Source organism: Brachybacterium sp. SW0106-09, from assembly GCF_001293905.1.
Lineage (GTDB): Bacteria > Actinomycetota > Actinomycetes > Actinomycetales > Dermabacteraceae > Brachybacterium > Brachybacterium conglomeratum.
Genome location: NZ_BCAK01000018.1, coordinates 39,122 through 62,290, shown reverse-complemented (window position 1 = coordinate 62,290; position 23,169 = coordinate 39,122). Strand labels below are relative to the sequence as shown.

Here is a 23,169-nt window from a genome sequence, read left to right as displayed (position 1 = left end):
GCGGATCGTGTCAGTGCCGGCGTGCCCCTGGCCGACTCTGTGCAGTTGTTCGACGGGAGGTACCGGAAAATCGGTACCGGGCGTCGAACAACTCCACGTAACTGGTACCGGACGTCGAAGTGCCGGGCGGAACTGGTACCGGAGGTCGAACTGCCAGCCGGCGCCGCGCCCGGAGGGCGGTCAGCGCCGCGGGGTCACTTGCCGCCGAGGAGCTTCTGCATCTCCGGCGGGAGCTGGCTGGGGTCGAAGTCGGACAGGTCCGGCTGACCGCCCTGCTTGGCGCCGCCGCCGAACGCGGAGCCGCCCTGTCCGCCGCCCTCCGCGGCGCGCTTGGCGGCCTCGGCCTGCTCGCGCGCGGCCTTGGCGGGGTTCTTCGACTTCGACTTCTTGCCCTGGGGGCGCTGCGGGGCCTGCCGGCCTCGGGACTTCTTGCCCATGCCCATGCCGGGACCGCCGGGCATCCCCGGCATGCCTCCGCCGCCGCCGGACATGCCACGGCCCATGGTGCGCATCATCTGCTGGGCCTGCTTGAACCGCTCGAGCAGCTGGTTGATCTGCTGGACGGTGGTGCCGGAGCCCCGAGCGATGCGGTTGCGGCGCGAGCCGTTGATGATCTTGGGGTCGTTGCGCTCCTCGGGCGTCATCGAGCGGATGATCGCCTCGATCCTCCCGATCTCGGACTCGTCGAAGTTGTCCAGCGCCTCACGGTACTGCCCCATGTTCGGCAGCATGCCGAGCATCTTCTTGATGCTGCCCATGTTCTTGAGCTGCTGCATCTGGTTCAGGAAGTCATCGAGGGTGAAGTCCTCGCCCGAGGCGAGCTTCGCCGCGGTCTTCTCGGCCTCCTTCTGGTCGAAGGCCTTCTCCGCCTGCTCGATCAGGGTCATCACGTCGCCCATGTCGAGGATGCGGCCGGCCATGCGGTCCGGGTGGAAGCGCTCGAAGTCGTCGAGGCTCTCGCCGGTGGAGGCGAAGAGGATCGGGCGCTCGGTGACGCCGGTGATGGACAGCGCCGCGCCGCCGCGCGCGTCGCCGTCGAGCTTGGAGAGGACCACGCCGGTGAAGCCGACGCCGTCGCGGAACGCCTCGGCGACCCGCGCGGCGTCCTGGCCGATCATCGCGTCGACGACGAAGAGGGTCTCGTGAGGACCCACGGCATCGCGGATGTCCCGCGCCTGCTGCATCATCTCCTCGTCGATGCCGAGGCGGCCGGCGGTGTCGACGATGACCACGTCGTGCTGCTGGAACTGCGCGGTGGAGACGCCGTTCATCGCGACCAGGACCGGATCGCCCACGCCGTTGCCCGGCTCGGGGGCGAAGACGGGCACGCCCGCGCGCTCGCCGACGATCTGCAGCTGGTTCACGGCGTTGGGGCGCTGGAGGTCCGCGGCGATCAGCAGCGGCGTGTGGCCCTCGGACTTCATCCACTGCGCGAGCTTGCCGGCGAGGGTCGTCTTGCCGGCGCCCTGGAGGCCGGCGAGCATGATGACCGTGGGCGGGTTCTTCGACCAGTTCAGCTCGCGGGCCTCGCCGCCGAGCACCTGCACCAGCTCGTCGTTGACGATCTTGACGACCTGCTGGGCGGGGTTGAGCGCCTTGGAGACCTCCTCGCCGAGGGCGCGCTCGCGCACCGCGGCGGTGAAGGTGCGCACCACGGACACCGCGACGTCGGCGTCGAGCAGGGCTCGACGGATCTCGCGGATCGTCTTGTCGACGTCCGCCTCGCTGAGGCGGCCGTGGCCACGCAGGCCCTTGAGCGACTCTGTGATGCGGTCGGAGAGGTTGTTGAACACGAAGCGCTTCCCCTTGGTCGGTCGGACCGCACCAGTGTAGAGGCTGGGCCGCGTACTCCCGAGCCCGGCCCCGGCGCGCGGTGAGCTAACCTGCACCGATGGCACGCGGGGGCGTCGGGACGGCGCACGGGATCACACTGCAGCAGCTGCGCTACTTCGTCGAGGTCGCCGCGGAGGGGTCCATCACCGCGGCGGCGGACCTGCTCCAGGTGTCCCAGCCGACCATGTCCGCGGCGATGAAGGACCTCGAGCGCCGGGTGGGGCGCGTCCTGCTGCGCCGCTCCGTGCGCGGCGCGGCCCTCACCGAGGACGGCATCGAGTTCCTCGGCTACGCCCGTCAGGTGGTCGAGCAGGCCGAGCTGCTCGAGCACCGCTATCTGGGACGCCCTCCGGCCCGCCGCCTGCTGGCGGTCTCCGCGCAGCACTACTCCTTCGTGGTCGAGGCGTTCGTGCGGATGGTGAAGGCCTCGGAGGCGGCGGAGTACGCGTTCACGCTGCGCGAGACCCGCACCGCGGACATCATCGAGGACGTGCGGACGCTGCGCAGCGAGCTCGGCGTCCTCTACCGCAGCGACTTCAACCGCAAGGTCATCGACAAGCTGCTGCGCGACTCCGAGCTCGTCTTCACGCCGTTGTTCCTGGCGACCCCGCACATCTTCGTCGCCCGCACGAACCCGCTGGCCTCGCGCCGACGGGTCACCCTCGAGGACCTCGAGGGCCTGCCCCGGCTCACCTTCGACCAGGGGACGGACAACTCCTTCTACTTCGCCGAGGAGATCCTCTCCACGCGCTCGGCCGCGCAGGACATCCGGGTCAGCGATCGGGCCACGATCTTCAACCTGATGATCGGGCTGGACGGCTACACGATCTCCACCGGGATCGTCTCCGACGACCTGGACCCGTCCATCGTGGCCGTGCCGCTCGAGGTGGACGAGCGCATCGAGATCGGCTGGATCGGCCATGCCTCCGCGCCGCTGACCGGTCAGGCGGAGCGGTTCGTCGCCGAGATGCGCGAGGTGGTCTCGAGCTTCGGGGTCGAGCCGTTGTCGTAGCGGCCGCTCCGCCGCCGGAGCCCCTGCGACCGGGGCCGTCCCCGCCATGGCGACCGCCCCGACGCCGGGACCGATCCGTCACCATAGACAGCACCTATGAAGAGCCCCCAAGTGTCGTGATGACACTATGGCGGGTGGTTCTGCGTACGCTCGCTCCCACCACGACGACCGGGGGCATGATGACGACCGACTTCTCCTTCAGCATCCGCACGACCCGCTTCGACGAGGACTACGTCCCCTCGAGCGGCTCGCGGATCACCACGAACTTCGCCAACCTCGCCCGCGGGGAGCATCGCCGCGAGAACCTCCGCCGCGCCCTGCGCATGATCGACGAGCGCGCGAACGAGCTCGCGGGCGGCGGGGACCGCTACGCCGTGGAGCTCGACATCGTCTCGGCGGACCTGCACCTGAGCGCAGGGGCGGATCCCGCCGACGGCGGTGAGGGGCTCCCGCTGATCGAGATGCTCGACGTGCGGATCCTGGACCGCGAGACCGGCGAGCGCCTGCCGGGGATCACCGGGAACAACTTCTCCTCCTACGTGCGGGACCACGACTTCAGCGTGCGCCTGCCCGCCCATCAGCAGGCCACAGGCGACGCGGGATCCGGCGGCGGCGTGCCGGAGGACTTCGGCGTGCTGCACGGCAGGCTCTTCCGCCGCTTCCTCTCCTCGGACGCCTATCGCGAGCGCTTCGCCGGCCCGCCCGTGGTCTGCATCAGCGTCTCCACCAGTCGAACCTATCGCCGCATCGGCGCGCCGCATCCGGTGCTCGGCGACGAGTACGAGGCCGACGGCTCCTCCCTGACCGATCTCTACTTCGCGCGGATGGGGCTGCAGGTGCGGTGCTTCAAGCCCCGCGGCGCCGTCGCCCCGCTGGCGTTCTACTTCGAGGGCGATCTGCTCGCCGATCACTCCGACCTGGCGCTCATCGGCACGATCGCCACGATGGAGACGTTCCAGCGGATCTATCGCCCCGAGATCTACAACGCCCGCGAGAGCGCCGGGGAGGTGTACCGGCCGAGCCTGGGCAGCACCGACCACGCGGACACGGGGATCGTGTACGACCGCGAGGAGCGCAGCCGTCTCGGCGTGACCCAGGGCAGGTTCATCCAGGAGCGGCTGATCGCGCCGCACCAGGAGCACCTCGAGCAGTGGCTGGCCGAGGAGGTCGTCCGATGAGCACCCTCCTCCCCACCTCGATCGTCGGCAGCCTCCCCAAGCCCTCGTGGCTCTCCGAGCCCGAGACGCTCTGGTCCCCCTGGCGTCTCGAGGGCGCAGAGCTGGACGAGGGCAGGCGCGATGCGCTGCACCTGGCCGCGGCCGAGCAGGCCGTGGCCGGCCTCGACGTGATCAGCGATGGGGAGCAGACCCGCCAGCACTTCGTCACCACCTTCATCGAGCATCTCAGCGGCGTCGACTTCGCACGTCGCGAGACGGTGCGCATCCGCGATCGCTACGACGCGAGCGTCCCGACGGTCGTCGGTCCGGTGCGTCGTGAGCGGCCCGTCTTCGTCGACGACGCGGCCTCCCTCCGCACGCGGACGGACAAGCCCCTCAAGTGGGCGCTGCCCGGCCCGATGACCATGATCGACACGCTGTACGACGCGCACTACGGCAGCCGCGAGGAGCTCGCCCGCGAGTTCGCGGCCCTCCTCAACCAGGAGGCGCGGGGGCTGGAGGCGGCGGGCGTGGACATCATCCAGTTCGACGAGCCCGCCTTCAACGTCTTCTTCGACGACGTGCGGGACTGGGGCGTGGAGGTCCTCGAGCGGGCGGCCGAGGGGCTGCGCGCCGAGACCGTCGTGCACATCTGCTACGGCTACGGCATCAAGGCCAACACCGACTGGAAGGCGAGCCTGGGCACGGAGTGGCGCCAGTACGAGGAGACCTTCCCGCTGCTGCGCGACTCGGTGATCGACACGGTCTCCCTCGAGAGCCGCGGCTCGCACGTCCCGATGGAGCTCGTCGAGCTGCTGCGCGGCAAGAAGGTGATGCTCGGCGCGATCGACGTCGCCGATCCGCGGGTCGAGACCCCCGAGGAGGTCGCCGACACCCTCCGCCGGGCCCTCGCCTTCGTGGAACCGGAGAATCTCTGCCCGAGCACGAACTGCGGCATGGCGCCGCTGTCCCGCACCGTCGCGCAGGGCAAGATGCGGGCGCTCGCCGCGGGGACGGCGCTTCTGCGCGCCGAGCTCGCGGGGGGCTGAGTCCGCGCCGCCGCGGGGCGGGCGGAGGGAGCCGGGCCCGGCGAAGGGCGCCGACCCCGCGTCGCGACGGAGCCTGCGCCGCAGCGGAGCCTGCGCCGCGGCCCAGCCTGCGCGGCGACGCCGACCCGGCCGGCTCAGGTCGAGGCGGCGTCCATCAGGGCCGCGACGATCCGGCCGACGGTCGGCGGGTCCAGGGCGCGGCCGTGCTGATCGGTCAGGTACAGCACGTCCACCGCGCGCCGGCCGAGGGTCATCACGTGGGCGCTGCGCACCTGCAGCCCGTGGACGGTGATCGTCTCGGCGACGTCGGCCAGGAGGCTGGGACGGTTGCGGGCGTTGACCTGCACGACGGTCGCCTCGCGCGAGGCGCCGGGCAGGAGCGTCACCACCGGGGCGTCCTCGGTGGTCCGCAGCGGCGGGGCCGGTGGGAGCTCGAGCACCCGGGCGTCGGCCCGGTCCCGGTGCGCCAGCTCCCGGTCCAGGGCCGAACGCACCACGGAGGGGTGCGGGAGGTCGGCCTGGGTGCCGGTGACCCACCAGGTGTTCACGGCGATCCCGTCCTGGGTGCTGACCACGGCGCTGTGCACGTCCAGTCGCAGCCGCACCAGCACCCGCGCCATCGCCGCGAAGACCCCGGCGCCGTCGGGGGCGCCGAGGCAGAGCTGCGAGATCGGCTCGTCGTCCAGCGGGGCGGGATAGATGACCTGCGCGCTGTCGCTGCGGCGCACCGCGGCCAGCACCGCCTCCTGGGCGGAGCGCTGCGGGGCCAGCCGGGTGCGGGGCGCGGTCTCGGTGCCGCGCAGCGCGTCGCGCCCTAGATCGGTGAGGTGGTCGACGAGGTCGGCGCGCCAGGTGGACCAGGCCGAGGGACCGGCGGCGATCGCGTCGGCCTCGGTCAGCGCCCGCAGCAGCTCGAGGGTGTCGAGGTCCTCGTCCACCGCCCGCAGCAGCTCGCGCAGGGTCGTGGGGTCGGCGAGGTCGCGGCCGGTGGCGAGGCCCACCAGGGTCAGGTGCTCGCGCGCGAGGGTCGCGATCGTGCGGGCATCGGCCCTGTCGAAGCCGAGGTGGCGAGCCGCGGTCTCGGCGAGCGGCGCGCCCTCGGCGGCGTGGTCCCGCGCCCCGGGGCGCTTGCCGAGGTCGTGCAGCAGGGCGGTGACCAGGAGCAGGTCGGGTCGGCTGACGCGGGACAGGAAGCGCTGCGCCTCGAGCACGGTCTCGATCTGGTGGCGGTCCACGGTGAAGCGGTGCACGGCCGAGCGCTGGGGCCGGTTGCGGATCTCCGACCAGCCCGGCACCCAGCGGGAGAACACGCCCTTGACGTCGAGGGCCTCGTAGGCGTCGGCGAGGTGCTCCCCGGCGAGGGCGTCGACGAGCACGTCGCGCTGGGCGGGCAGCAGCGGCGCCACGGGCTCCTGCGCCATGCGGGCGAGGGTCGCCTCGGCCAGCGGGAGCCCCGTCGTCGCGGCGTGGCGCACCGCGGCCACGTCCCGCAGCAGATCCCGCGAGGACGGGTCGACGGACACCTCCCCGGCCTGGACGATCACGCCGTGCGGGAGACGCTCGAGGGCGGGGCGTCGCGCGGTGCCGACGCCGCGGGTGGCGCTGCCGCCGGGAGCGATCGCGGCCTCCGCGGCGCGCACCGCGCGGTGCAGCTCCCAGGTCACGGCCCGGGCGGCGTCGGCGAGGACGGCGTGGTGGTCGTCGGCGGTGGCGTGCCCGGTCAGCGCCGCGACGGCGTCCTGGTCGGCGCGGCCCAGGCGGGTGCCCGAGGCGCCGGTGACGGCCTGCAGCGCGTCGCGCGCGTCCCGGAGGGTGCGCGAGGCGGCGTCGACGACCTCGTGGTCGTGGTCGGCCAGCCAGCTCTCGGCGAGCGCCCGGATCACGGTGATGTCGCGCAGCCCGCCGCGGTCGGACTTGAGGTTCGGCTCGGTGGCGTGGGCGAGGGAGCCGTAGCGCCGGTCGCGGTCGGCGGCGAGGTCGACCACCTCCCCGACCCGTCGGCGCGCCTCGCGCCGCCATCGGGCGCGGACCCGGGCGGCGGTGTCCTCGACGAGCTGCGCGTCCCCGGCGATGTGCCGCAGGTCCAGCAGCGCGATCGCCGTGCGCAGGTCGGCAGCGGCGACCTGCTCGCACTCCTCGGGGCTGCGCACCGAGTGGTCCAGGGAGGTGCCGGAGTCCCAGATCGGGTACCACATCGCCCCGGCGAGCTCGGCTGCGCGTTCGGTGCTCACCCGGGCGGGGTCCACCAGCAGCACGAGGTCGAGGTCGCTCGCGGGGCCGAGCGAGCGCCGGCCCAGCGAGCCGATGGCGGCGAGCGCCGCTCCGCTGCCCCGTCCGGGCACGGCCTCGCCGGCCCGCTCCCACAGGGTGCGCAGCCAGTCGTCGACGAGGTCGGACTGGGCGAGCCTGCGAGAGGGACCGGCGGAGGGGTCCGCGAAGCCCTCGTGGAGCACCTGGGTGATCCGGCGGGAGGCGAGCTCCTCAGAGGGCATCCGCACCCCGTTCCCCGGTGCGCACGCGCACCGCGGTGCCGACGTCGGTGGTCCAGATCTTCCCGTCGCCGATCCTCCCGCTGCGGGAGGCGGCGAGGATCAGGTCGATGATCGCGGACTCGTCGCTCTCCAGGGCCAGCACCTCGACCTTGATCTTGGGGATGGTGTCGATCGTGTACTCGGCGCCGCGGTAGACCTCGGTGTGGCCGCCCTGGCGGCCGTACCCGGCGACCTCGGTGACGGTCAGGCCGGTGACCCCGTACTCGCGCAGGGAGTCGGTGACGTCCTGCAGGGCGTGCGGCTGGATGATCGCGGTGATCAGCTTCATCGGGGCTCTCCTGCGACGGCGGGACGGGCGGGCTGCTCGGCGGCGGGGCCGCCTGCGGCGGGGACCGGGTCCGCGACGGGGTCGCCGGGGGCCTGGTTGCGGGGCTCGGGGCCGGGGTCCGCGGGCGGGAAGGCGGCGGAGCCGACGGTGCCGACGACCGAGGAGCGGTCCCGGCGGGAGGCGAGGGCGCCGACCAGATCGTATCCGGCCTCGGCGTGATGGGTGATGTCGATCCCGGCCCGTTCGTCGGCCTCGGGGATCCGCCAGCCCATCGTGTGCTTGAGCACCAGGGCGATGGCGAGGGTCAGCACCGCGGAGATCAGCATGGCCACGATCGCGACGAGGGTCTGGACAAGCAGCAGGCTCGCGCCGCCGCCGAGGAGGAGACCGCCGTCCACGGCGAGGAAGCCGATCCCGATGGTGCCGACGAGGCCGCCGACCAGGTGCACGCCGACCACGTCGAGCGAGTCGTCGATGCCGAAGCGGTACTTCAGGCCGACGGCGAGCGCACAGGCGAGACCTGCCGCGAGACCGAGCACGATCGAGGTGAGCGGCGTGAGCGCGGCGGCGGCCGGGGTGATCGCGACCAGGCCGGCGACGACGCCCGAGGCCATGCCGAGAGAGGTGACGTGCTTGTCGCGGATCCGCTCCACGAGGGCCCAGCCGAGCATTGCACCCGCCGTGGCCACCGTGGTGTTGATCCAGGCCAGGCCTGCGGTCCCGTCGGCCGTGCCGGCGGAGCCGCCGTTGAAGCCGAACCAGCCGAACCACAGCAGGGCCGCGCCGAGCATGACCAGCGGCAGGTTGTGGGGCTTCATCGGCTCCTTGCCGAAGCCCTTGCGCGCTCCGACAACCAGGGCGAGCACGAGACCGGCGACGCCGGCGTTGATGTGGACCACGGTGCCGCCGGCGAAGTCGACCGGCTCGGCGATCGCGGCGAAGGGGCCGTCGCCGCTGAGCAGGCCGCCGCCCCAGACCATGTGGGCCAGGGGTGCGTACACGATCAGCACCCACAGCGCGGCGAAGACCAGCCAGGTGCCGAGCTTGACGCGGTCGGCGATCGCGCCGGAGATCAGGGCGGTGGAGATGATCGCGAAGGTCATCTGGAAGCCCGCGGCGACCAGGAAGGGCACGCCGCTCTCGGCGAGGAGGGACTGGTCGTCGGTGCCGGCCAGGCCCAGGAACTCCAGCGGATTCCCGAACAGGCCGCCGACGTCGGTGCCGAAGGCGATCGAGTATCCGGCGACGGTCCAGGCGATCGCGACCACGGCGATGGCGCTGAAGGACATCAGCATCATGTTCAGCACGGTGCGGGCGCGCACCATGCCTCCGTAGAAGAGGGACAGGCCGGGGGTCATCAGCAGCACGAGCGCCGCGCTGGTGAGGATCCAGGCGGTCGCCCCCGTGTCGAGGGTGAAGTCCATGGCGGCTCCAGTCAGAGGAGGGCCGGCGGCCGGGATCGAGGTGCCGACCTGCCGTACGGCCGGGCGGGCCGTGCCCTCAGAGTGCGGGCTCTGCCGGGGATCGCCTAGGCGGGAGGGTCGCCGTGACCGTTCCGTGACCGGATGTTCCGGGACATGGAACGGGGCAGGACACGCGCCGGGCCCGCCGCCTAGCGTCGGCCCGACGGCACCCGCCGAGCCCTCCGCAGCGTCGCGGGAGCACTCCGCTCCGCCCCTCGGCGGACGACCTCGAGGAGACGATCCCGCCCGTGACCCCATCGACGGCCCCGCTGCCGACCGACGACCTCTCCTCGGACCGCTTCGCGCGGCATGCCGCCTCCACGCTCCGACGCGAGGTGGGCCGACGGCAGATGCTGCAGGTCGCCGCGGCCCTCGGGGCGAGCGGCGCGCTGATGTCGGCCTGCGCCCCGTCGTCCGGGGAGCCCGCGACCGGGGATCCGACGCCGCCCTCCGGGGCCGGGCAGATCCTGCAGCCGGGACGAGGAGAGATCCCAGGCGACCACTACCTCGGTTCGGAGACGGACCAGGTGATGTGGGGCTATGTGCCCACCGTCCACTCCGATCCGGTGCTGACCGTTCGCTCCGGCGAGACCGTGACGATCGATGCGGTCTCCCACGAGGGGATCCTCGAGGACCAGGGCCGGGACCCGCTGGAGTTCTTCGGCGCGCACGGCGTGGAGGCCGGCTCGGTGCTCGAGGACGCGATCGCGATCGCCGCCGACTACGACCGCACCGCCCGTGACTTCGCCGCCGACGGCCCTCACGTGGTCACCGGGCCCATCGCCGTCGAGGGCGCCGAGGTCGGCGACGTCCTGAAGATCGAGACCCTCGAGGCGGTCCCCCGCGTCCCCTACGGCGTGGTCTCCAGCCGGCACGGCAAGGGAGCGCTCGCGCTCACCGCCGACGGCGCCGCGTCGGAGGGTGCGTCCCTCGAGCAGGTGATGCCGGCGGCGTCGACGGACGGCCGGGGTACGGCCGACCCGATGGCCTGGGGCAACGTCTCGGTGTTCACCCCGATCGAGGACGGCCACGGCGTGATGACCTTCGACGGCGGGGCGGCCAGGTTCCCGCTGAGGCCCTTCATGGGGATGATGGGCGTCGCCCGCGCCGAGGCCTCCTCCCCCTCGGACCCCTCCGCCAACTCGATCCCGCCGACCCTCGGGGGCGGCAACATCGACATCCGGCTGCTGGGCCCCGGCTCCACGTTCTACCTGCCGGTGCACGCCCCCGGCGCCCTGTTCTACGTCGGCGACCCGCACCATGCGATGGGCGACGGGGAGGTGGCGCTGACCGCTATGGAGGGCTCGCTGCGCGGCACCTTCCGTCTGACGGTGTGCAAGGAGGGCGAGGGGGACGCGCCGCGGCTCGCGCACCGCCATCCCTTCGCGGAGACCGCCGACGCGTGGATCCCGATCGGGCTGTCCGATCCCGACGGGTCGGTCGACGGCCAGGGCAGCGACCTCGACGTCGCCCTGCGCACCGCCGTCGTCAACGCGCTGGAGTTCCTGGAGCAGGAGCTCGGCATGGACCGCGCGATCGCCTACGCCTATCTCTCCGCCGCCGCGGACTTCACGATCTCCCAGGTCGTGGACCGCACCGTCGGGGTGCACGGGATCATCGCCAAGAGCCACTTCGCCTGAGACGCGGGACGGCCCGGGCGATCGCTGGGGATCGCCCGGGCCGTCCGGGAGGTGCGGGGCCGGGGAGCGCTCAGCCTTCCAGCAGCGCGTCGACGAAGCCGTGCGGGTCGAAGGGGGTGAGGTCGTCCATGCCCTCGCCGAGGCCGACCATCTTCACGGGCACGCCGAGCTCGCGCTGGACGTTGACGACGATGCCGCCCTTGGCGGTGCCGTCGAGCTTGGTGAGCACGATGCCGGTGATGTGCACGGCCTCGGAGAACACCCTCGCCTGCTGCATGCCGTTCTGGCCGGTGGTGGCGTCGATGACGAGCAGCACCTCGGCGACCTCGTCGCCGTGCAGGCCCTTCTCGGCGACCCGGCGCACCTTGCCGAGCTCGTCCATCAGGCCCTTCTTGTTCTGCAGGCGGCCGGCGGTGTCGATGATGACCACGTCGACCTCCTGCTCGATGCCCTTCTTCACGGCGTCGAAGGCGACGGCGGCGGGGTCGGCGCCGTCGCGGTCGGCGCGGACGGTGTCCACGCCGACCCGGGAGCCCCAGGTCTCGAGCTGGTCGGCGGCGGCGGCGCGGAAGGTGTCGGCCGCGCCGAGCACGACGGTGCGGTCCGCGGCCACGAGCACGCGGGCGAGCTTGCCGACGGTGGTGGTCTTGCCAGTGCCGTTGACGCCGACCATGAGCAGCACGGAGGGGACCTCGGTGCCGTCCTCGGCAGTGCGGCGGGTCGCGGCGAGGCGGCGGTCCAGGTCCGGGTCCACGAGCGCGACGAGCTCCTCGCGCAGCACCTCGCGCACGGCGGCCACGTCGTCGGTGCCGAGCACCTGGATGCGTCGCTTGAGGTTCTCGAGCATCTCGTCGGTCGCGGCCGGGCCGAGGTCGGCCATCAGCAGCGTCTCCTCGATCTCGTCCCAGGTCTCCTCGTCGACCGTGGAGCGGGTGAGGAGGGTGAGGATGCCGCGGCCGAGGGCGCCGGAGCGGGAGAGCCGCTCGCGCAGGCGCAGCATGCGGCTCTCGGGTGCCTCGGGGGTCTCGATGACGGGGCCGGCGGGGGCGGTCGTGGTGGCGTCCTCGGCCGGGGCCTCGGGCTGCGCGGTCCCGGCCTGTGCGGTCTCCGTCGGAGCGGCGGCGTCGGTCCCGGAGGTGTCGGGCTCCGCCGTGCCGGTCCCGGCGGTGTCGGCCGGGGCCGTCTCGGCGGGAGCGTCGGCCGGTGCGGACGCGGCGGGGGCCTCGGGCGCCTCCTGATCGAAGGGGACGTCCTCGGCGGGGGCGGTCTTCTCGGCAGGAGCGGCACCGTCCGGCGCCTGCTCGCCCGCGGCGGGCCGCTCGGCGGTCTTCGGGGCCGGGGCGGAGAGTGTATCCGCCCAGGTCGGGGCGGCGGGTCGCTCCTTGACCGCGGTCGCGGTGCCGGTGGTGGAGCCGGGCTCGCTCCTCGAGGAGTCCTCACCGCCACGCTGCTCGTCGCGGTCCTTCGAGGATGACGAGCGGCCGCGGCTGCGGATGTAGGCCCAGGCACCGACGCCGAGCACGACGACACCACCGCCGCCTCCGGCGATCAGGGCGAGTAGGGCATCGGGATCCACGGGTCACCTCCGAGGTCGGGGAAGCCGGCGATGCGGCGAGGACAGCTGCCAGTCTAGGGCCGTCGCGGGCCCCTCCCTGCGTGAGTCCCGGATCCGGGCGCGACCTGCATCGCCGCCGCCCCACGGACGGGGCGGGGTCAGCCGCGACCGGTGCGGGAGGTGTGGCGCGGATGCTCCGCGGCCGTGCCGTCCTCGTCCTCGCGCGGGAGGCGCAGATGGGGCATCGCGACGACTGCCAGGATCACCACGGCCAGGACAACGGCGAGGATCAGGAAGAGCACGACGACGAAGGGCAGCTGCATGCCCATATTGTGCACCGACGACGGCGCGGTCCCCGGGAGCGTCCTGGACGGCGCGTCACCGGGGACCGCGGGGACCGACGGGCCTGCACGGCCCGCCGATCGCAGGGCTCAGCCGAGGCCCGGGAACCAGATCCCGATCTCCCGCTCGGCGGACTCCTCGGAGTCGGAGCCGTGGACGAGGTTCTGGATGACGGGGAGGTCCTGCTCGCAGGCGAGGTCGCCGCGGATGGTGCCGGGCGCGGCCTCGGTGGGGTTGGTGGCGCCGGCCAGGGAGCGGAAGCCCTTGATGACGTTCACGCCCTCGACGACGAGCGCGACGAGCGGGGCGGCGCCCATGTACTCCACGAGGCCGGGGTAGAAGGGCTTGCCCTCGTGCTCGGCGTAGTGGGCGGCGAGCTCCTCGGCGGTGGCGGTGCGCTGGGCGAGGGCGACGATGTCGTAGCCCTTCGCCTCGATGCGGCGGAGGATCTCGCCGCGCAGGCTGCGCTGGACGGCGTCGGGCTTGAGCAGGACGAGAGTGCGCTGTGCGGTCATGGGATCAGGGTACCCACAGGTCAGCCGTGGTCATGTCAGCGCTCGTCCGTCCCGTCCGAGGCCAGCAGCCTCGCGTCCACGGCGTCCTTCTCACGGTCCAGCTGGCGGCCCTTGACGATGCCGTAGGCGAGCATGGCGGCGAAGCCGAGGCCGATCACCCACATCGCAGAGACCTGGAGGCCGAGCAGGATCGCCGGGATCTGGAGGGCGAGGGCCAGCCAGTAGGCCCAGGCGCCGCGGCTTAGCAGCCCCCCGTTCAGCAGCAGGGCGATCGCGGTGACGAGCCCCCAGGTCCAGGTCAGGGCCCGGTCGTCGGGGGCGAGCTGATGGGCGACGAGCACCGCGAAGAAGACGACGAGCGCCTCGCACACGAGCACCGTCGCGGTGATCATCCGCTGTGCGCCGTGGGAGCGGGGGGAGGGGGTGAGGTCGAGGTCCATCTCTCTCACACCTCCTCGGGGACGCCGAGCAGGTCGCGGACCTCGGCGGCGAGGGTGACGGACCCGGCGACGACCACGCCGCCGAACTGGTCGCCGTCGGCCTCGGCGAGGTCGACCGCGATCTGGATCGCATCGGGCAGGCTCTCCTGCTCGAGCACCCGGTCCTCGTCCTCGAAGATCTCGCGGGCGATGTCGGCCAGGCGGTCCGCGGGGATCGCTCGGGGGGAGCTGGAGCGGGTGATGACCACCGCGTCCAGCAGCGGCTCGAGCACCTCGAGGATGTCGTCGGCCTCCTTCTCCTGGAGGATGCCGACCACGCCGATGGTGCGGGTGAAGCGGAAGTTCTCGCGCACGGTCGCGACGAGGGTCAGGGCGCCGGCGGGGTTGTGCGCGGCGTCCAGCAGCACCGTCGGCGCCTGGCGCACCACCTCGGCACGACCCGGGGAGGTGACGCTCGACAGCGCCGCCTGCAGCAGCTCGTCGTCCAGCGGGGAGGTGCCGCCGCCCAGCAGCGCCTCTGCGGCGGCGACGGCGAGCAGGGCGTTGCGGGCCTGGTGCTCGCCGAGGAGGGAGAGGAACACCTCCTCGTAGCGGCCGGCGATCCCCTGCAGCGAGAGCATCTGCCCGCCGACGCCCGGGGTGCGGGCGAGCACGCCGATCTGCTGCCCCTCGACGGAGGCCTCCGCGCCGAGCTCCGCCACGCGCTCGCGCAGCACGTCGGCCGCGTCCTGGTAAGGCTGCTCGGCGAGGACCGCGATCGCCTCGGAGGTGAGGATCCCGGCCTTCTCCCCCGCGATCTCGGCGATCGTGTCGCCGAGGTACTCCTGGTGGTCCAGGGAGATCGGGGTGATCACGGCGACGTCGGGGTCGACCGCGCCGGTCGCGTCCCAGGTGCCGCCGAGGCCGGTCTCGACCACGGCGACGTCCACGGGGGCGGAGGCGAAGGCCTGGAAGGCCATCGCGGTGAGGTACTCGAAGTAGGTCAGCGGCGGGCCGCCGGCGGCCTGCGACTCGGCGTCGACCATCTGCGCGAAGGGCTCCACGTCGCGATAGGCCTGGAGGAAGCCCTCCTCGTCGATGGGCGCGCCGTCGATCGCGATCCGCTCGGTGGGCGAGTGGAGGTGGGGGCTCGTCGTGCGGCCCGTACGCAGCCCGGCCTCGCGCAGGATCCGCTCGAGGATCCGCGCGGTGGTGGTCTTGCCGTTGGTGCCGGCGATGCGGATCGAGCGGTAGGAGTTCTGGGGGTCGCCCATCAGCTCCATCACCCGGCGGATCCGGCTGAGGTCCGGCTCGATGCGGTTCTCCGGGGCGCGCTCGAGGAGCGCAGCATAGACCTCCCGCAGCTCGGGGGACATCGCCGGACGGGAGGAACCCGGGCGGGGAGAACTGGGCACTGCGGCTCCTGGGTGCGGGGCGGGACGGGCCGGATCAGTGTACGAGGGGCACCTGGGACCCGGGGACCGGGCGACCCCGGGGCGCGGGCAGCCGGGGACCGGACGTCCGGGGCACAGACGGTCGGGGCACAGACGGTCGGGGCACGGACGGTCGGGGCACGGGCGACCGCTCCTCCCCACGTCGCGGTCGTCCACAGCCCGGCCCTCCCCCGCTCGTGCTCGACCGCGGCCTCCCTAGCCTGACCGCGAGCGCCGGCGCCGTCGGGGCGGAGGACGCCGATCCACGGGCTCGGCTGGGCGAGGAGACGGGAGGGACGGCATGGGGGACGGAGCCGACGCGATGCTCGGCATGGACACGGACCGATGCCGCCTGCAGGCCGACAGTCTGGAGGCGGCCGCCGACCGGCTCGCGGGGCTGCGCGAGAGGGTCGACGACGCCGTCGGCGCCGCGACCTGGCACGGCCCGGACGCCGACGCCTTCCGGCTCCGCTGTTCCCTGCTGTCCCAGGGCCGTCTGCGCGAGGCCGGCGAGCTCCTGGATCTCCTCGCCCGCCGTCTCCGCGTCGAGGCCGTGGCGCAGGAGCGCGCGTCGGCGGCCGACGGGCACGGCGTGGCCTCCTCGGGCCGTGCGCTCGCCCCCGCCGGAGCAGGAGGACGTCTCCTCGCGGGTCCCTCCGCCGCGGCGTCCCTCCCCCTCCTCGGCGCTCCCGCATCCGCCGCCCTCGTCTCCGACGCCCTCGGCGCCGGGGTCGCGCTCGGCACCGCGGAGCTCACGGGCGTCGTGGTCGGGCTCGGCGGCGACCCGGACGGGATCGACCGGGTCCAGGACGAGCTCGGACACCTCGGCGGGATGTTCGAGGACTGGGCGGCGGGCGGGGATGCCCCCACCCTCGCCCGGCTCGGCGCGAGCACCCTCCTCCTCAGCGGCGCGATCGCGCTCGCACCGGTGGAGACCGTGACCGACACCGGTCTCCTCGACCCACGCACCGACGTCACCGTGCACGCCGTGGTGGAGGTCCCCTCGAGCACGGCTCCGCGCGGCCTCGCCGACCTCGTCGCGGCGAACGACGAGGCCCGCCGACCGCTCGCAGGCGTCCCCGGCGACGCCGACCGGGACGGTGCCGCGGCGGGGCGGGTGCGGATCCAGACCGTGCGCGGCCGGGACGGGGGCGAGGCGTTCATCGTCCACGCCCCGCCGACCGGGGGCGCGCCGATCTGGGATCCCGACTCCTGGGGGCCGCAGGGGAACTCCGCCGGCTGGGACTCGAACCTGCGGACCATGGCCGGGCAGGAGTCCGCGGCGATGGCCGATATCCGCACGGCGATGGCCGCGGCAGGGGTCCCCGACGGGGCGCGGGTGATGGTCGTGGGCCATTCGCAGGGCGGGCTGACAGCCGCGCATCTGGCGGCGGACCCCGGCGTCAACCGGGCCGACGGAGCACCGGGCAGCTACGACATCACCCACAGCTTCTCGGTCGGGTCCCCGGTGGGGACGGTGGTGCCGGCGCAGGCCTCGACCAGCACGGTCAACGTCTCACACAGCTCGGCGCTCGAGCCGTCCCTGCTGCTGCGGCATCCCGCGACCTGGCCGGCGCCGCTGCGGATCGCCGATCCGGTGCCGCTGCTGGACCTGGCCGGGTACCGGATCGACGGCAGCCGCGTCTCCTCCCCCGCTGTCCGCGAGGTGGTGCTCGAGGCGCCGGCTCCCGCTCTCGGCGGGGCCTCCCCGCTCGAGAACGCCCATGAGTCGGTGCTGCGCACGGAGCAGGGCGTGGACCCGACCGGCGGCTATCACGGCAGCCTGCAGGCAGGGTCCGGGACCGACCCTGTGCTCGCCGCGCTGCAGGAGGACCTGGAGGGGACCTATGTCGGCGACGGGGTCACGGTCGTGGAGGACGTCGTGGTCGTGGTGGGTCGGAAGGACCTACGGTGAGCGCGAGGCAGGGCCGGGTCCCGCGGGCGGAGGACCCGGGCGGGCGCCGCGGGCCCCGGCTCAGGTCAGCCCGTATCTCGCGTAGAGCGCGCTCGCGCCCACCTGCTCCAGTCGGTAGTCCTCGACGGCCATGTCCGGCTCGAGGTCCCTGGCCGTGAACTCCTCGACACCGGCGAGCAAGCCCATGATCCCGCCGACGGAGATGTTCCCCTCGGTCTCGTCCCCCTCGTGCAGGGTCGTGACGACCGCGCGCATCGCGTCGTCGTAGATCGTGAACGCGTCCCTGCGCTCCTCGGCCGCGAGGTCGATCCGTCCGTGCAGGAGTCGACGGAAGGTGCCGTTCATGCCGCTCTCGATCTCGCACCCGGCCACGCCCTCGACCTCGAGCACCGCCGTGGTGACTCGACGGACCCGCCCGCTGCCGCCGCAGCCGGTGAGCGGGCCGACAGCGAGTGTCCCCGCCGCCAGGAGCATGGTGCGTCGCCTCGTGATGCCGGCCATGACCTCCCCTTCCCCTGTCCTCGATCCCCACAGGGTGCCATCCGGCGAGGCCGGTGTCAGGACCCTGCGGGCAGTGAGGCCGACGACGGGGAGGCGGCCGGAGACAGGGGCGCTGAGGCGCATGGGGCGACGATCGGCCCTCCGCTCAGGCGACCTTCCAGCGGTAGACGAAGGCGGCGACGGCGTCGCGCTTGATCGGCTCGTAGGGGCGGAAGGTGCCGTCGGACCATCCGGTGGAGTAGCCGTTCGCAGCCATCCAGGTGATCTCGTCGTAGAAGACCTCCGAGCCCCGGTGCACGTCCGTGAAGGGGGACCGGGTCGGGCCCGTGAACGCGGGCGCACCGGCGGCACGGTGGAGGAACGCGGCCATGGCGTCGCGCTTGATCGGCTCGTAGGGGCGGAAGGTGCCGTCGGGCCAGCCCTGCGCGAGCCCCACCGAGTGAGCCCAGGTGATCTCCTTGTAGAAGATCGTGTCCTTCGAGTTCACGTCCTTGAAGGGCGAGACCTTCGGCGGGGTGAACGCGGGCGAGCCCGCCGCCCGGTACAGGAAGGCGATCACAGCGTCGCGCTTGATCGGGTCGTAGGGGCGGTAGACGGCGCTCGCGCCGCTCCCCCACCCCGTGGAATAGCCCATGTGCTTCATCCAGGCGATCTCGGTGAAGAAGATCGTGGTGTCGTAGGGGACGTCCGCGAAGGGGGCCGCGGGCTTCTTCCCGAGCGGCGCGGCGACCGGGTACCGCGAGGTGCTCGCGCCCGTCGGGGAGCCGAACCACTGCGAGTACAGGCGGTAGAAGTTGCGGTTGCCGTAGGTGGCGCAGACGTCGTCGGGCACGGCCGCGGAGCCCGCGTCGAGGGTCGCCTGGGTGGGGGTGAAGGGGGTGTAGTTGTACAGCGCGGCGGTGGCCCGGTTCGAGATGGTCACCTTCCCGTAGCCGCAGAAGGCGTAGGGGCTGTACTGGATGTCGTAGGTGCGGCCCGCCTGGTAGCGGTAGCCGCGAGCCGGGTCGCCGTACGCCTGCAGGCGCACCCCGGCGTTGTAGATCTGCTGGGCGAAGCCGGCATACCTCGGGTCGCAGGTCTGGAAGTCGGGGCAGCCGAAGCCGAGCGCCTCCCGCAGCATCTTCGGGGTCGCATTGCGCGTGGTGACGAGGCCCTGCTCCTTCTGGAGCATGGTCAGGAGCACCTTGGGGCTGATGCTGCAGGCGCGGGCGACGTCCGCGATGATCGTCCCGGCGCTCGCCGCCTTCTTCGCGGGGATCGCGGCGCAGTAGGCGTCCTTCGCTCGCTGCGGGGTGTCCATCCGGAGGTTCTTGAGGCAGTCGGCGCCGTCGGTGCCGCGGGTGCAGCTCGCGCCCTTCTGGTCGAGGAACGCGTCGACCTGCGCGGCGGTCATGGAGGTGCCCGCGAACATCTGCGCATCGCTGATGAGGGTGCCGGGGACGAAGCCGCCGAGGCCGGCGGGCGGGGTGCGGGCCTCGGAGCCGGGGGCCGCGCCGAGGACGCCGGCGGAGGCGATCAGCACGGCGAGCACGAGGAGCGCGAGACGCCGACGAGCCCGCGTCGGAGCGGTCGTCGAGGAGGACCGGGCGGGGACGGGCGTGGACATGCGATCTCCTGGGGATGGGGGATCCCCAGCTGGATCCCTCACCATGATACGTCCGACAGATGCCCAGAAACCCACCCTGACCAGCCGATACGCAGTCGTGACCCGAACCGGGTCGTAAATCGTCACGAAGCGGGCGAACTGACGTCCACCGCTGTGATCGGGACGCGCGGGAGGGCCGACGGGACAGCCCGGGCGAGCAGCCGGGACGGCGCGGGCGGGCTGCCAGGACCGCGCGGGAGGGCCGACGGGGCGGCGCTCCTCACGCCGCCCCGTCCCGCCTCAGGCCCGCTGCACCGAGACGGTGACGGTGCCTCCGGTGACCTTCTCGCTCGCCTCGTGCGCGCCCTCGGCGGGCCGCGCGGGGACCTCGAGCTCGAGCGCGAGGACCTCCCCCGCCACCAGCTCGCGGTGGGCGGCGACCGCGGCGACGACGGGCTCGTCGCCGTCCACGGTCAGTCGGATCCGGTCGGAGATGTCCAGCCCCGCCTCGCGGCGCGCGGACTGGGTCGCGCGGACCACGTCGCGGGCGGTGCCCTCCGCCTCGAGCTCGTCGGTGAGACGGATGTCGAGGGCGAGGAAGTCGCCGCCGCGCAGCACGCCGACGGTACGGCCCTCGAGCGCAGCGCTCTCACCGGCGACGAGGTCGAGGGAGTACTCCCCCTCCTCGAGCGCGATCCCGCCGGAGGTGACGGTGCCGTCCTCGGCCACGGACCAGTCCCCGGTCTTGGAGCCCTTGATCGCGCCCTGCATCTGCTTGCCCAGCCGCGGCCCGGCGGCGCGGGCGTTGACGGTGAGCTTCTGCTCCACGCCCATGCCCTGCGCCTCCTCGCTGGTGACGTCCAGCAGGCGCACGTGCTTCACGTTCAGCTCGTCGGCGATGATCGCCGTGAACGGCTCGAGCGAGGCGGGGTCGTGGTGGACGACGGTCAGCTCGGCGAGCGGCAGGCGGGCGCGCAGGCCCTCCTTCTTGCGCAGCGCGTTGCCGGCGCTCGCGATCGCGCGCACGTCGTCCATCTGGGCGACGAGCTGCTCGTCGCGGGGGAAGAGGGAGTCGTCGGGCCAGTCGGTCAGGTGCACGGAGCGGCCGCCGGTGAGCTCCTTCCAGATCTCCTCGGTGACCATCGGCAGCAGCGGCGCGGCGACCTGCAGCAGGGTCTCCAGGCAGGTGGCCAGCACGTCGATGGCCTGCGCATCGCCCTCCCAGAAGCGGTCGCGGGAGCGGCGCACGTACCAGTTGGTGAGCATGTCCAGGTGGTCCTGGATCTGCTCGGCGGCGTCGGCGATCGCGAGCTCGCGGAAGGAGGCCCGCACCCCGCGCACCAGGTCGCCGGTGCGGGAGAGGAGATAGCGGTCCATCACGTCGGTGGAGTCGTACCGGGCGGCGCCGCGGTGTCCCGTCGGCCGGCCGGAGGCGTCCTTCTCTCCCGCCGCGTTGGCGTACAGCGCCAGGAAGTACCAGACGTTCCACAGCGGCAGCACGACCTGGCGCGTGGCGTCGCGGATCTTCGGCTCGTCCACGACCAGGTTGCCGCCGCGCAGGATCGGCGAGGACATGAGGAACCAGCGCATCGCGTCGGCGCCGTACTTGTCGAACATCTCGCGCACGTCGGGGTAGTTGCGCAGCGACTTGGACATCTTCTGCCCGTCCTCGCCGAGGACGATGCCGTGGCAGATGACGGAGGTGAAGGCGGGCCGGTCGAACAGCGCGGTGGACAGCACGTGCATGACGTAGAACCAGCCGCGGGTCTGCCCGATGTACTCCACGATGAAGTCCGCGGGGTTGTGGCCCTCGAACCAGTCGCCGTTCTCGAAGGGGTAGTGCACCTGCGCGAAGGGCATGGAGCCGGAGTCGAACCAGACGTCGAACACGTCGGTGACGCGGCGCATCGTGGACGTCCCGGTGGGATCGTCGGGGTTCGGGCGGGTGAGCTCGTCGATGTAGGGGCGGTGGAGGTTGACCTCGCCGTGCTCGTCGCGCGGGAGGGTGCCGAAGGCCTCCTCGATCTCGGCGAGGGAGCCGTAGACCTCGACGCGCGGGTGGTCGGGGTCGTCGCTCTTCCACACCGGGATCGGGGTGCCCCAGTAGCGGTTGCGGGAGACGGCCCAGTCGCGGGCGCCCTCGAGCCACTTGCCGAACTGGCCGTGCTTGACGTTGCCGGGCACCCAGTCGATCTGCTCGTTGAGCTCGAGCATCCGCTCGCGCTGGTCGGCGACCTTCACGTACCAGGAGGAGACGGCCTTGTAGATCAGCGGGTTCCGGCAGCGCCAGCAGTGCGGGTAGGAGTGCACGTAGCTGGTCTCGCGCAGCAGGCGGCCCTCGCGCTGGAGGTTGCGGATGATCGGGCGGTTCGCCTCGAACACCTGCAGACCGGCGATCTCGTCGAGCTCGGTGCCGCGGAAGTAGTCGTGGAACTGCGCGCCCTCGTCGACGGAGACGATGACGGGGATGCCGTAGGCGGCGTTGACCTGCTGGTCGACCTCGCCGTAGGCGGTGGCCTGATGGACCACGCCGGTGCCGTCGTCGGTGGAGACGTAGTCGGCGACGGTGACGATCCAGGCGTTCTCGGTGCCCCACTTGGCGCGGTCCTCGGAGTAGACCGTCCACAGCGGCTGGTAGGTCATGTGCTCGAGCTCGTTGCCCGCGAAGCGGCGCTCCTCGATCGCGGCGACGGCGTCCTCGGCGCTCTCGTAGCCGAGCTCCTTGGCGTGCGCGCCGACGAGCGCGGCGGCCAGCAGGTAGCGGCCCTCGCCCGCGGCGGCGCCGTCGGCGGTGCCGAGCGGGCCGGCCGGCAGCACCGCGTACTCGAGCTCGGGGCCGACGGCGAGGGAGAAGTTGGTGGGCAGGGTCCAGGGCGTGGTCGTCCAGGCGAGCGCCTTCACGCCCGCCAGTCCCAGCTGCTCGGCCTTCTCGCCGGTGAAGGGGAAGGTGACGGTGACGGTCTGGTCCTGGCGCTCCTGGTAGACGTCGTCGTCCATCCGCAGCTCGTGGGCGGACAGCGGCGTCTGGTCCTTCCAGCAGTACGGGAGGACGTAGTAGCCCTCGTAGGCGCGGCCCTTGTCGTGCAGGGTCTTGAACGCCCACAGCACCGACTCCATGAAGGTGACGTCGAGGGTCTTGTAGTCGTTCTCGAAGTCGACCCAGCGGGCCTGGCGGGTGACGTACTCCTCCCACTCCTTCGTGTACTTCAGCACGGAGGCGCGGGCGGCGTTGTTGAAGGCCTGCAGGCCCATGTCCTCGATCTCGGACTTCTCGGTCATCCCGAGCTCCCGCATCGCCTCCAGCTCGGCGGGCAGGCCGTGGGTGTCCCAGCCGAAGCGGCGGTCGACCTTCAGCCCGTCCATGGTGCGGAAGCGCGGCACGACGTCCTTGACGAAGCCGGTGAGCAGGTGCCCGTAATGGGGCAGGCCGTTGGCGAAGGGCGGGCCGTCGTAGAAGACGAACTCGTCGGCGCCCTCGCGCTGGGCGATGGACGCGCGGAAGGTGTCGTCGGTGCGCCAGAACTCCTGGATCGCGTTCTCGAGCGCGGGCAGGTGCGGCGAGGGGACGAGCGGGTCTCCGGAGACCGGGTAGACCATGGGACAACCTCCGAGGCGGAACAGGGGCGGCGGGCGGACTGCTGCCCGAGGACGCTCCCGGCGCGGGCCGGCGGCGCGGTACCACCTCGGTTGATGCCGCTCGCGCCGACTCTGCCGACGCGGGGGCCTCCCCTCGTTCCTCAGCTGTGACGGGCTGGTCCCGGCGGGTTCTACTGGGCGCGGCGCCTGTCCTCGCGGAGCGTGCTCGTGCTGTTCTTCCCGCGGCTCTCCGGTGATGGCCGGGTCGATGCCGATGGCGTGCAGTGTACGCGGGCTCGCCCGCGCGGTCACGACCGCCCCGGGGGAAGAGACGCGAGGAACAGCCGCACCGGG

Annotated in this window: 17 protein-coding genes; 5 read left to right on the top strand and 12 right to left on the bottom strand. The window is 72.8% G+C overall.

Annotated features, from left to right (window positions below; translation table 11 throughout):
• Nucleotides 1-194 precede the first annotated feature (194 nt).
• Nucleotides 195-1,793 carry a signal recognition particle protein gene (gene ffh, locus Y09_RS09375; protein ID WP_010551337.1) on the bottom strand — a complete coding sequence of 533 codons (1,599 nt, stop codon included), beginning with the start codon at nt 1,791-1,793 and terminating at the stop codon, nt 195-197.
• A 98-nt stretch (nt 1,794-1,891) separates the two neighbouring features.
• On the opposite strand from ffh, the gene Y09_RS09370 reads away from it, so the two are divergent.
• From Y09_RS09370 to Y09_RS09360, 3 genes are all read left to right on the top strand, one after another.
• Nucleotides 1,892-2,845 (top strand): LysR family transcriptional regulator, encoded by a 954-nt coding sequence (locus tag Y09_RS09370; RefSeq protein WP_053917473.1) that lies wholly within the window; start codon nt 1,892-1,894, stop codon nt 2,843-2,845.
• A 179-nt stretch (nt 2,846-3,024) separates the two neighbouring features.
• Nucleotides 3,025-4,023 carry a putative oxygenase MesX gene (locus Y09_RS09365; protein WP_053917502.1) on the top strand — a complete coding sequence of 333 codons (999 nt, stop codon included), beginning with the start codon at nt 3,025-3,027 and terminating at the stop codon, nt 4,021-4,023.
• Nucleotides 4,020-5,051 carry a methionine synthase gene (locus tag Y09_RS09360; protein ID WP_053917472.1) on the top strand — a complete coding sequence of 344 codons (1,032 nt, stop codon included), beginning with the start codon at nt 4,020-4,022 and terminating at the stop codon, nt 5,049-5,051. The genes Y09_RS09365 and Y09_RS09360 overlap by 4 nt, the downstream gene beginning before the upstream one ends.
• Nucleotides 5,052-5,185: 134 nt before the next feature.
• Here the strand turns inward: Y09_RS09360 and Y09_RS09355 are convergent, their stop codons facing one another.
• The 3 genes from Y09_RS09355 to amt are packed head-to-tail and all read right to left on the bottom strand — an operon-like array spanning nt 5,186 to nt 9,295.
• Nucleotides 5,186-7,543 carry an HD domain-containing protein gene (locus Y09_RS09355; RefSeq protein WP_053917471.1) on the bottom strand — a complete coding sequence of 786 codons (2,358 nt, stop codon included), beginning with the start codon at nt 7,541-7,543 and terminating at the stop codon, nt 5,186-5,188.
• Nucleotides 7,533-7,871, bottom strand: coding sequence for a P-II family nitrogen regulator (locus tag Y09_RS09350; protein ID WP_010551331.1), 339 nt, complete (start codon nt 7,869-7,871; stop codon nt 7,533-7,535). Before Y09_RS09350 ends, Y09_RS09355 begins: the two co-directional genes overlap by 11 nt.
• Entirely contained in the window at nt 7,868-9,295 is a 1,428-nt protein-coding gene (gene amt / locus Y09_RS09345; RefSeq protein WP_053917470.1) for an ammonium transporter, read from the bottom strand. The genes Y09_RS09350 and amt overlap by 4 nt, the downstream gene beginning before the upstream one ends.
• Before the next feature lie 287 nt (nt 9,296-9,582).
• On the opposite strand from amt, the gene Y09_RS09340 reads away from it, so the two are divergent.
• Nucleotides 9,583-10,974 (top strand): acetamidase/formamidase family protein, encoded by a 1,392-nt coding sequence (locus Y09_RS09340; RefSeq protein ID WP_082358739.1) that lies wholly within the window; start codon nt 9,583-9,585, stop codon nt 10,972-10,974.
• 70 nt (nt 10,975-11,044) lie between these two features.
• Here Y09_RS09340 and ftsY read toward each other — a convergent pair whose 3' ends face one another.
• The 5 genes from ftsY to Y09_RS09320 all read right to left on the bottom strand — a co-directional run bounded on the left by ftsY (nt 11,045) and on the right by Y09_RS09320 (nt 15,181).
• The gene (ftsY, locus tag Y09_RS09335) at nt 11,045-12,550 is read right to left on the bottom strand and encodes a signal recognition particle-docking protein FtsY (protein ID WP_053917469.1); all 1,506 of its coding nucleotides are present in this window, start codon (nt 12,548-12,550) and stop codon (nt 11,045-11,047) included.
• Between the two features lie 137 nt (nt 12,551-12,687).
• Nucleotides 12,688-12,852, bottom strand: coding sequence for a hypothetical protein (locus Y09_RS17525; RefSeq protein ID WP_159419648.1), 165 nt, complete (start codon nt 12,850-12,852; stop codon nt 12,688-12,690).
• Between the two features lie 108 nt (nt 12,853-12,960).
• On the bottom strand, nt 12,961-13,386 hold the full coding sequence (gene ndk, locus Y09_RS09330; RefSeq protein WP_053917468.1) for a nucleoside-diphosphate kinase: 426 nt from the start codon (nt 13,384-13,386) through the stop codon (nt 12,961-12,963).
• A gap of 35 nt (nt 13,387-13,421) precedes the next feature.
• A complete protein-coding gene (locus Y09_RS09325; protein WP_053917467.1) occupies nt 13,422-13,826 on the bottom strand; it encodes a DUF4233 domain-containing protein in 405 nt (134 codons plus the stop codon).
• 5 nt (nt 13,827-13,831) lie between these two features.
• Nucleotides 13,832-15,181, bottom strand: a complete 1,350-nt coding sequence (locus tag Y09_RS09320; protein ID WP_053917466.1) for a folylpolyglutamate synthase/dihydrofolate synthase family protein — start codon at nt 15,179-15,181, stop codon at nt 13,832-13,834.
• Nucleotides 15,182-15,539: 358 nt separating this feature from the next.
• Here Y09_RS09320 and Y09_RS09315 point away from each other — a divergent pair, with 358 nt between their 5' ends.
• Complete coding sequence (locus Y09_RS09315) at nt 15,540-17,153, top strand: alpha/beta hydrolase (RefSeq protein WP_053917465.1); 1,614 nt, start codon at nt 15,540-15,542, stop codon at nt 17,151-17,153.
• A 60-nt stretch (nt 17,154-17,213) separates the two neighbouring features.
• On the opposite strand, the gene Y09_RS09310 is transcribed toward Y09_RS09315, so the two are convergent.
• From Y09_RS09310 to ileS, 3 genes are all read right to left on the bottom strand, one after another.
• The gene (locus Y09_RS09310; protein ID WP_053917464.1) at nt 17,214-17,654 is read right to left on the bottom strand and encodes a hypothetical protein; all 441 of its coding nucleotides are present in this window, start codon (nt 17,652-17,654) and stop codon (nt 17,214-17,216) included.
• 145 nt (nt 17,655-17,799) lie between these two features.
• Complete coding sequence (locus Y09_RS09305; RefSeq protein ID WP_053917463.1) at nt 17,800-19,260, bottom strand: S-layer homology domain-containing protein; 1,461 nt, start codon at nt 19,258-19,260, stop codon at nt 17,800-17,802.
• A 279-nt stretch (nt 19,261-19,539) separates the two neighbouring features.
• The gene (gene ileS / locus Y09_RS09300) at nt 19,540-22,836 is read right to left on the bottom strand and encodes an isoleucine--tRNA ligase (RefSeq protein ID WP_053917462.1); all 3,297 of its coding nucleotides are present in this window, start codon (nt 22,834-22,836) and stop codon (nt 19,540-19,542) included.
• Nucleotides 22,837-23,169 lie beyond the last annotated feature (333 nt).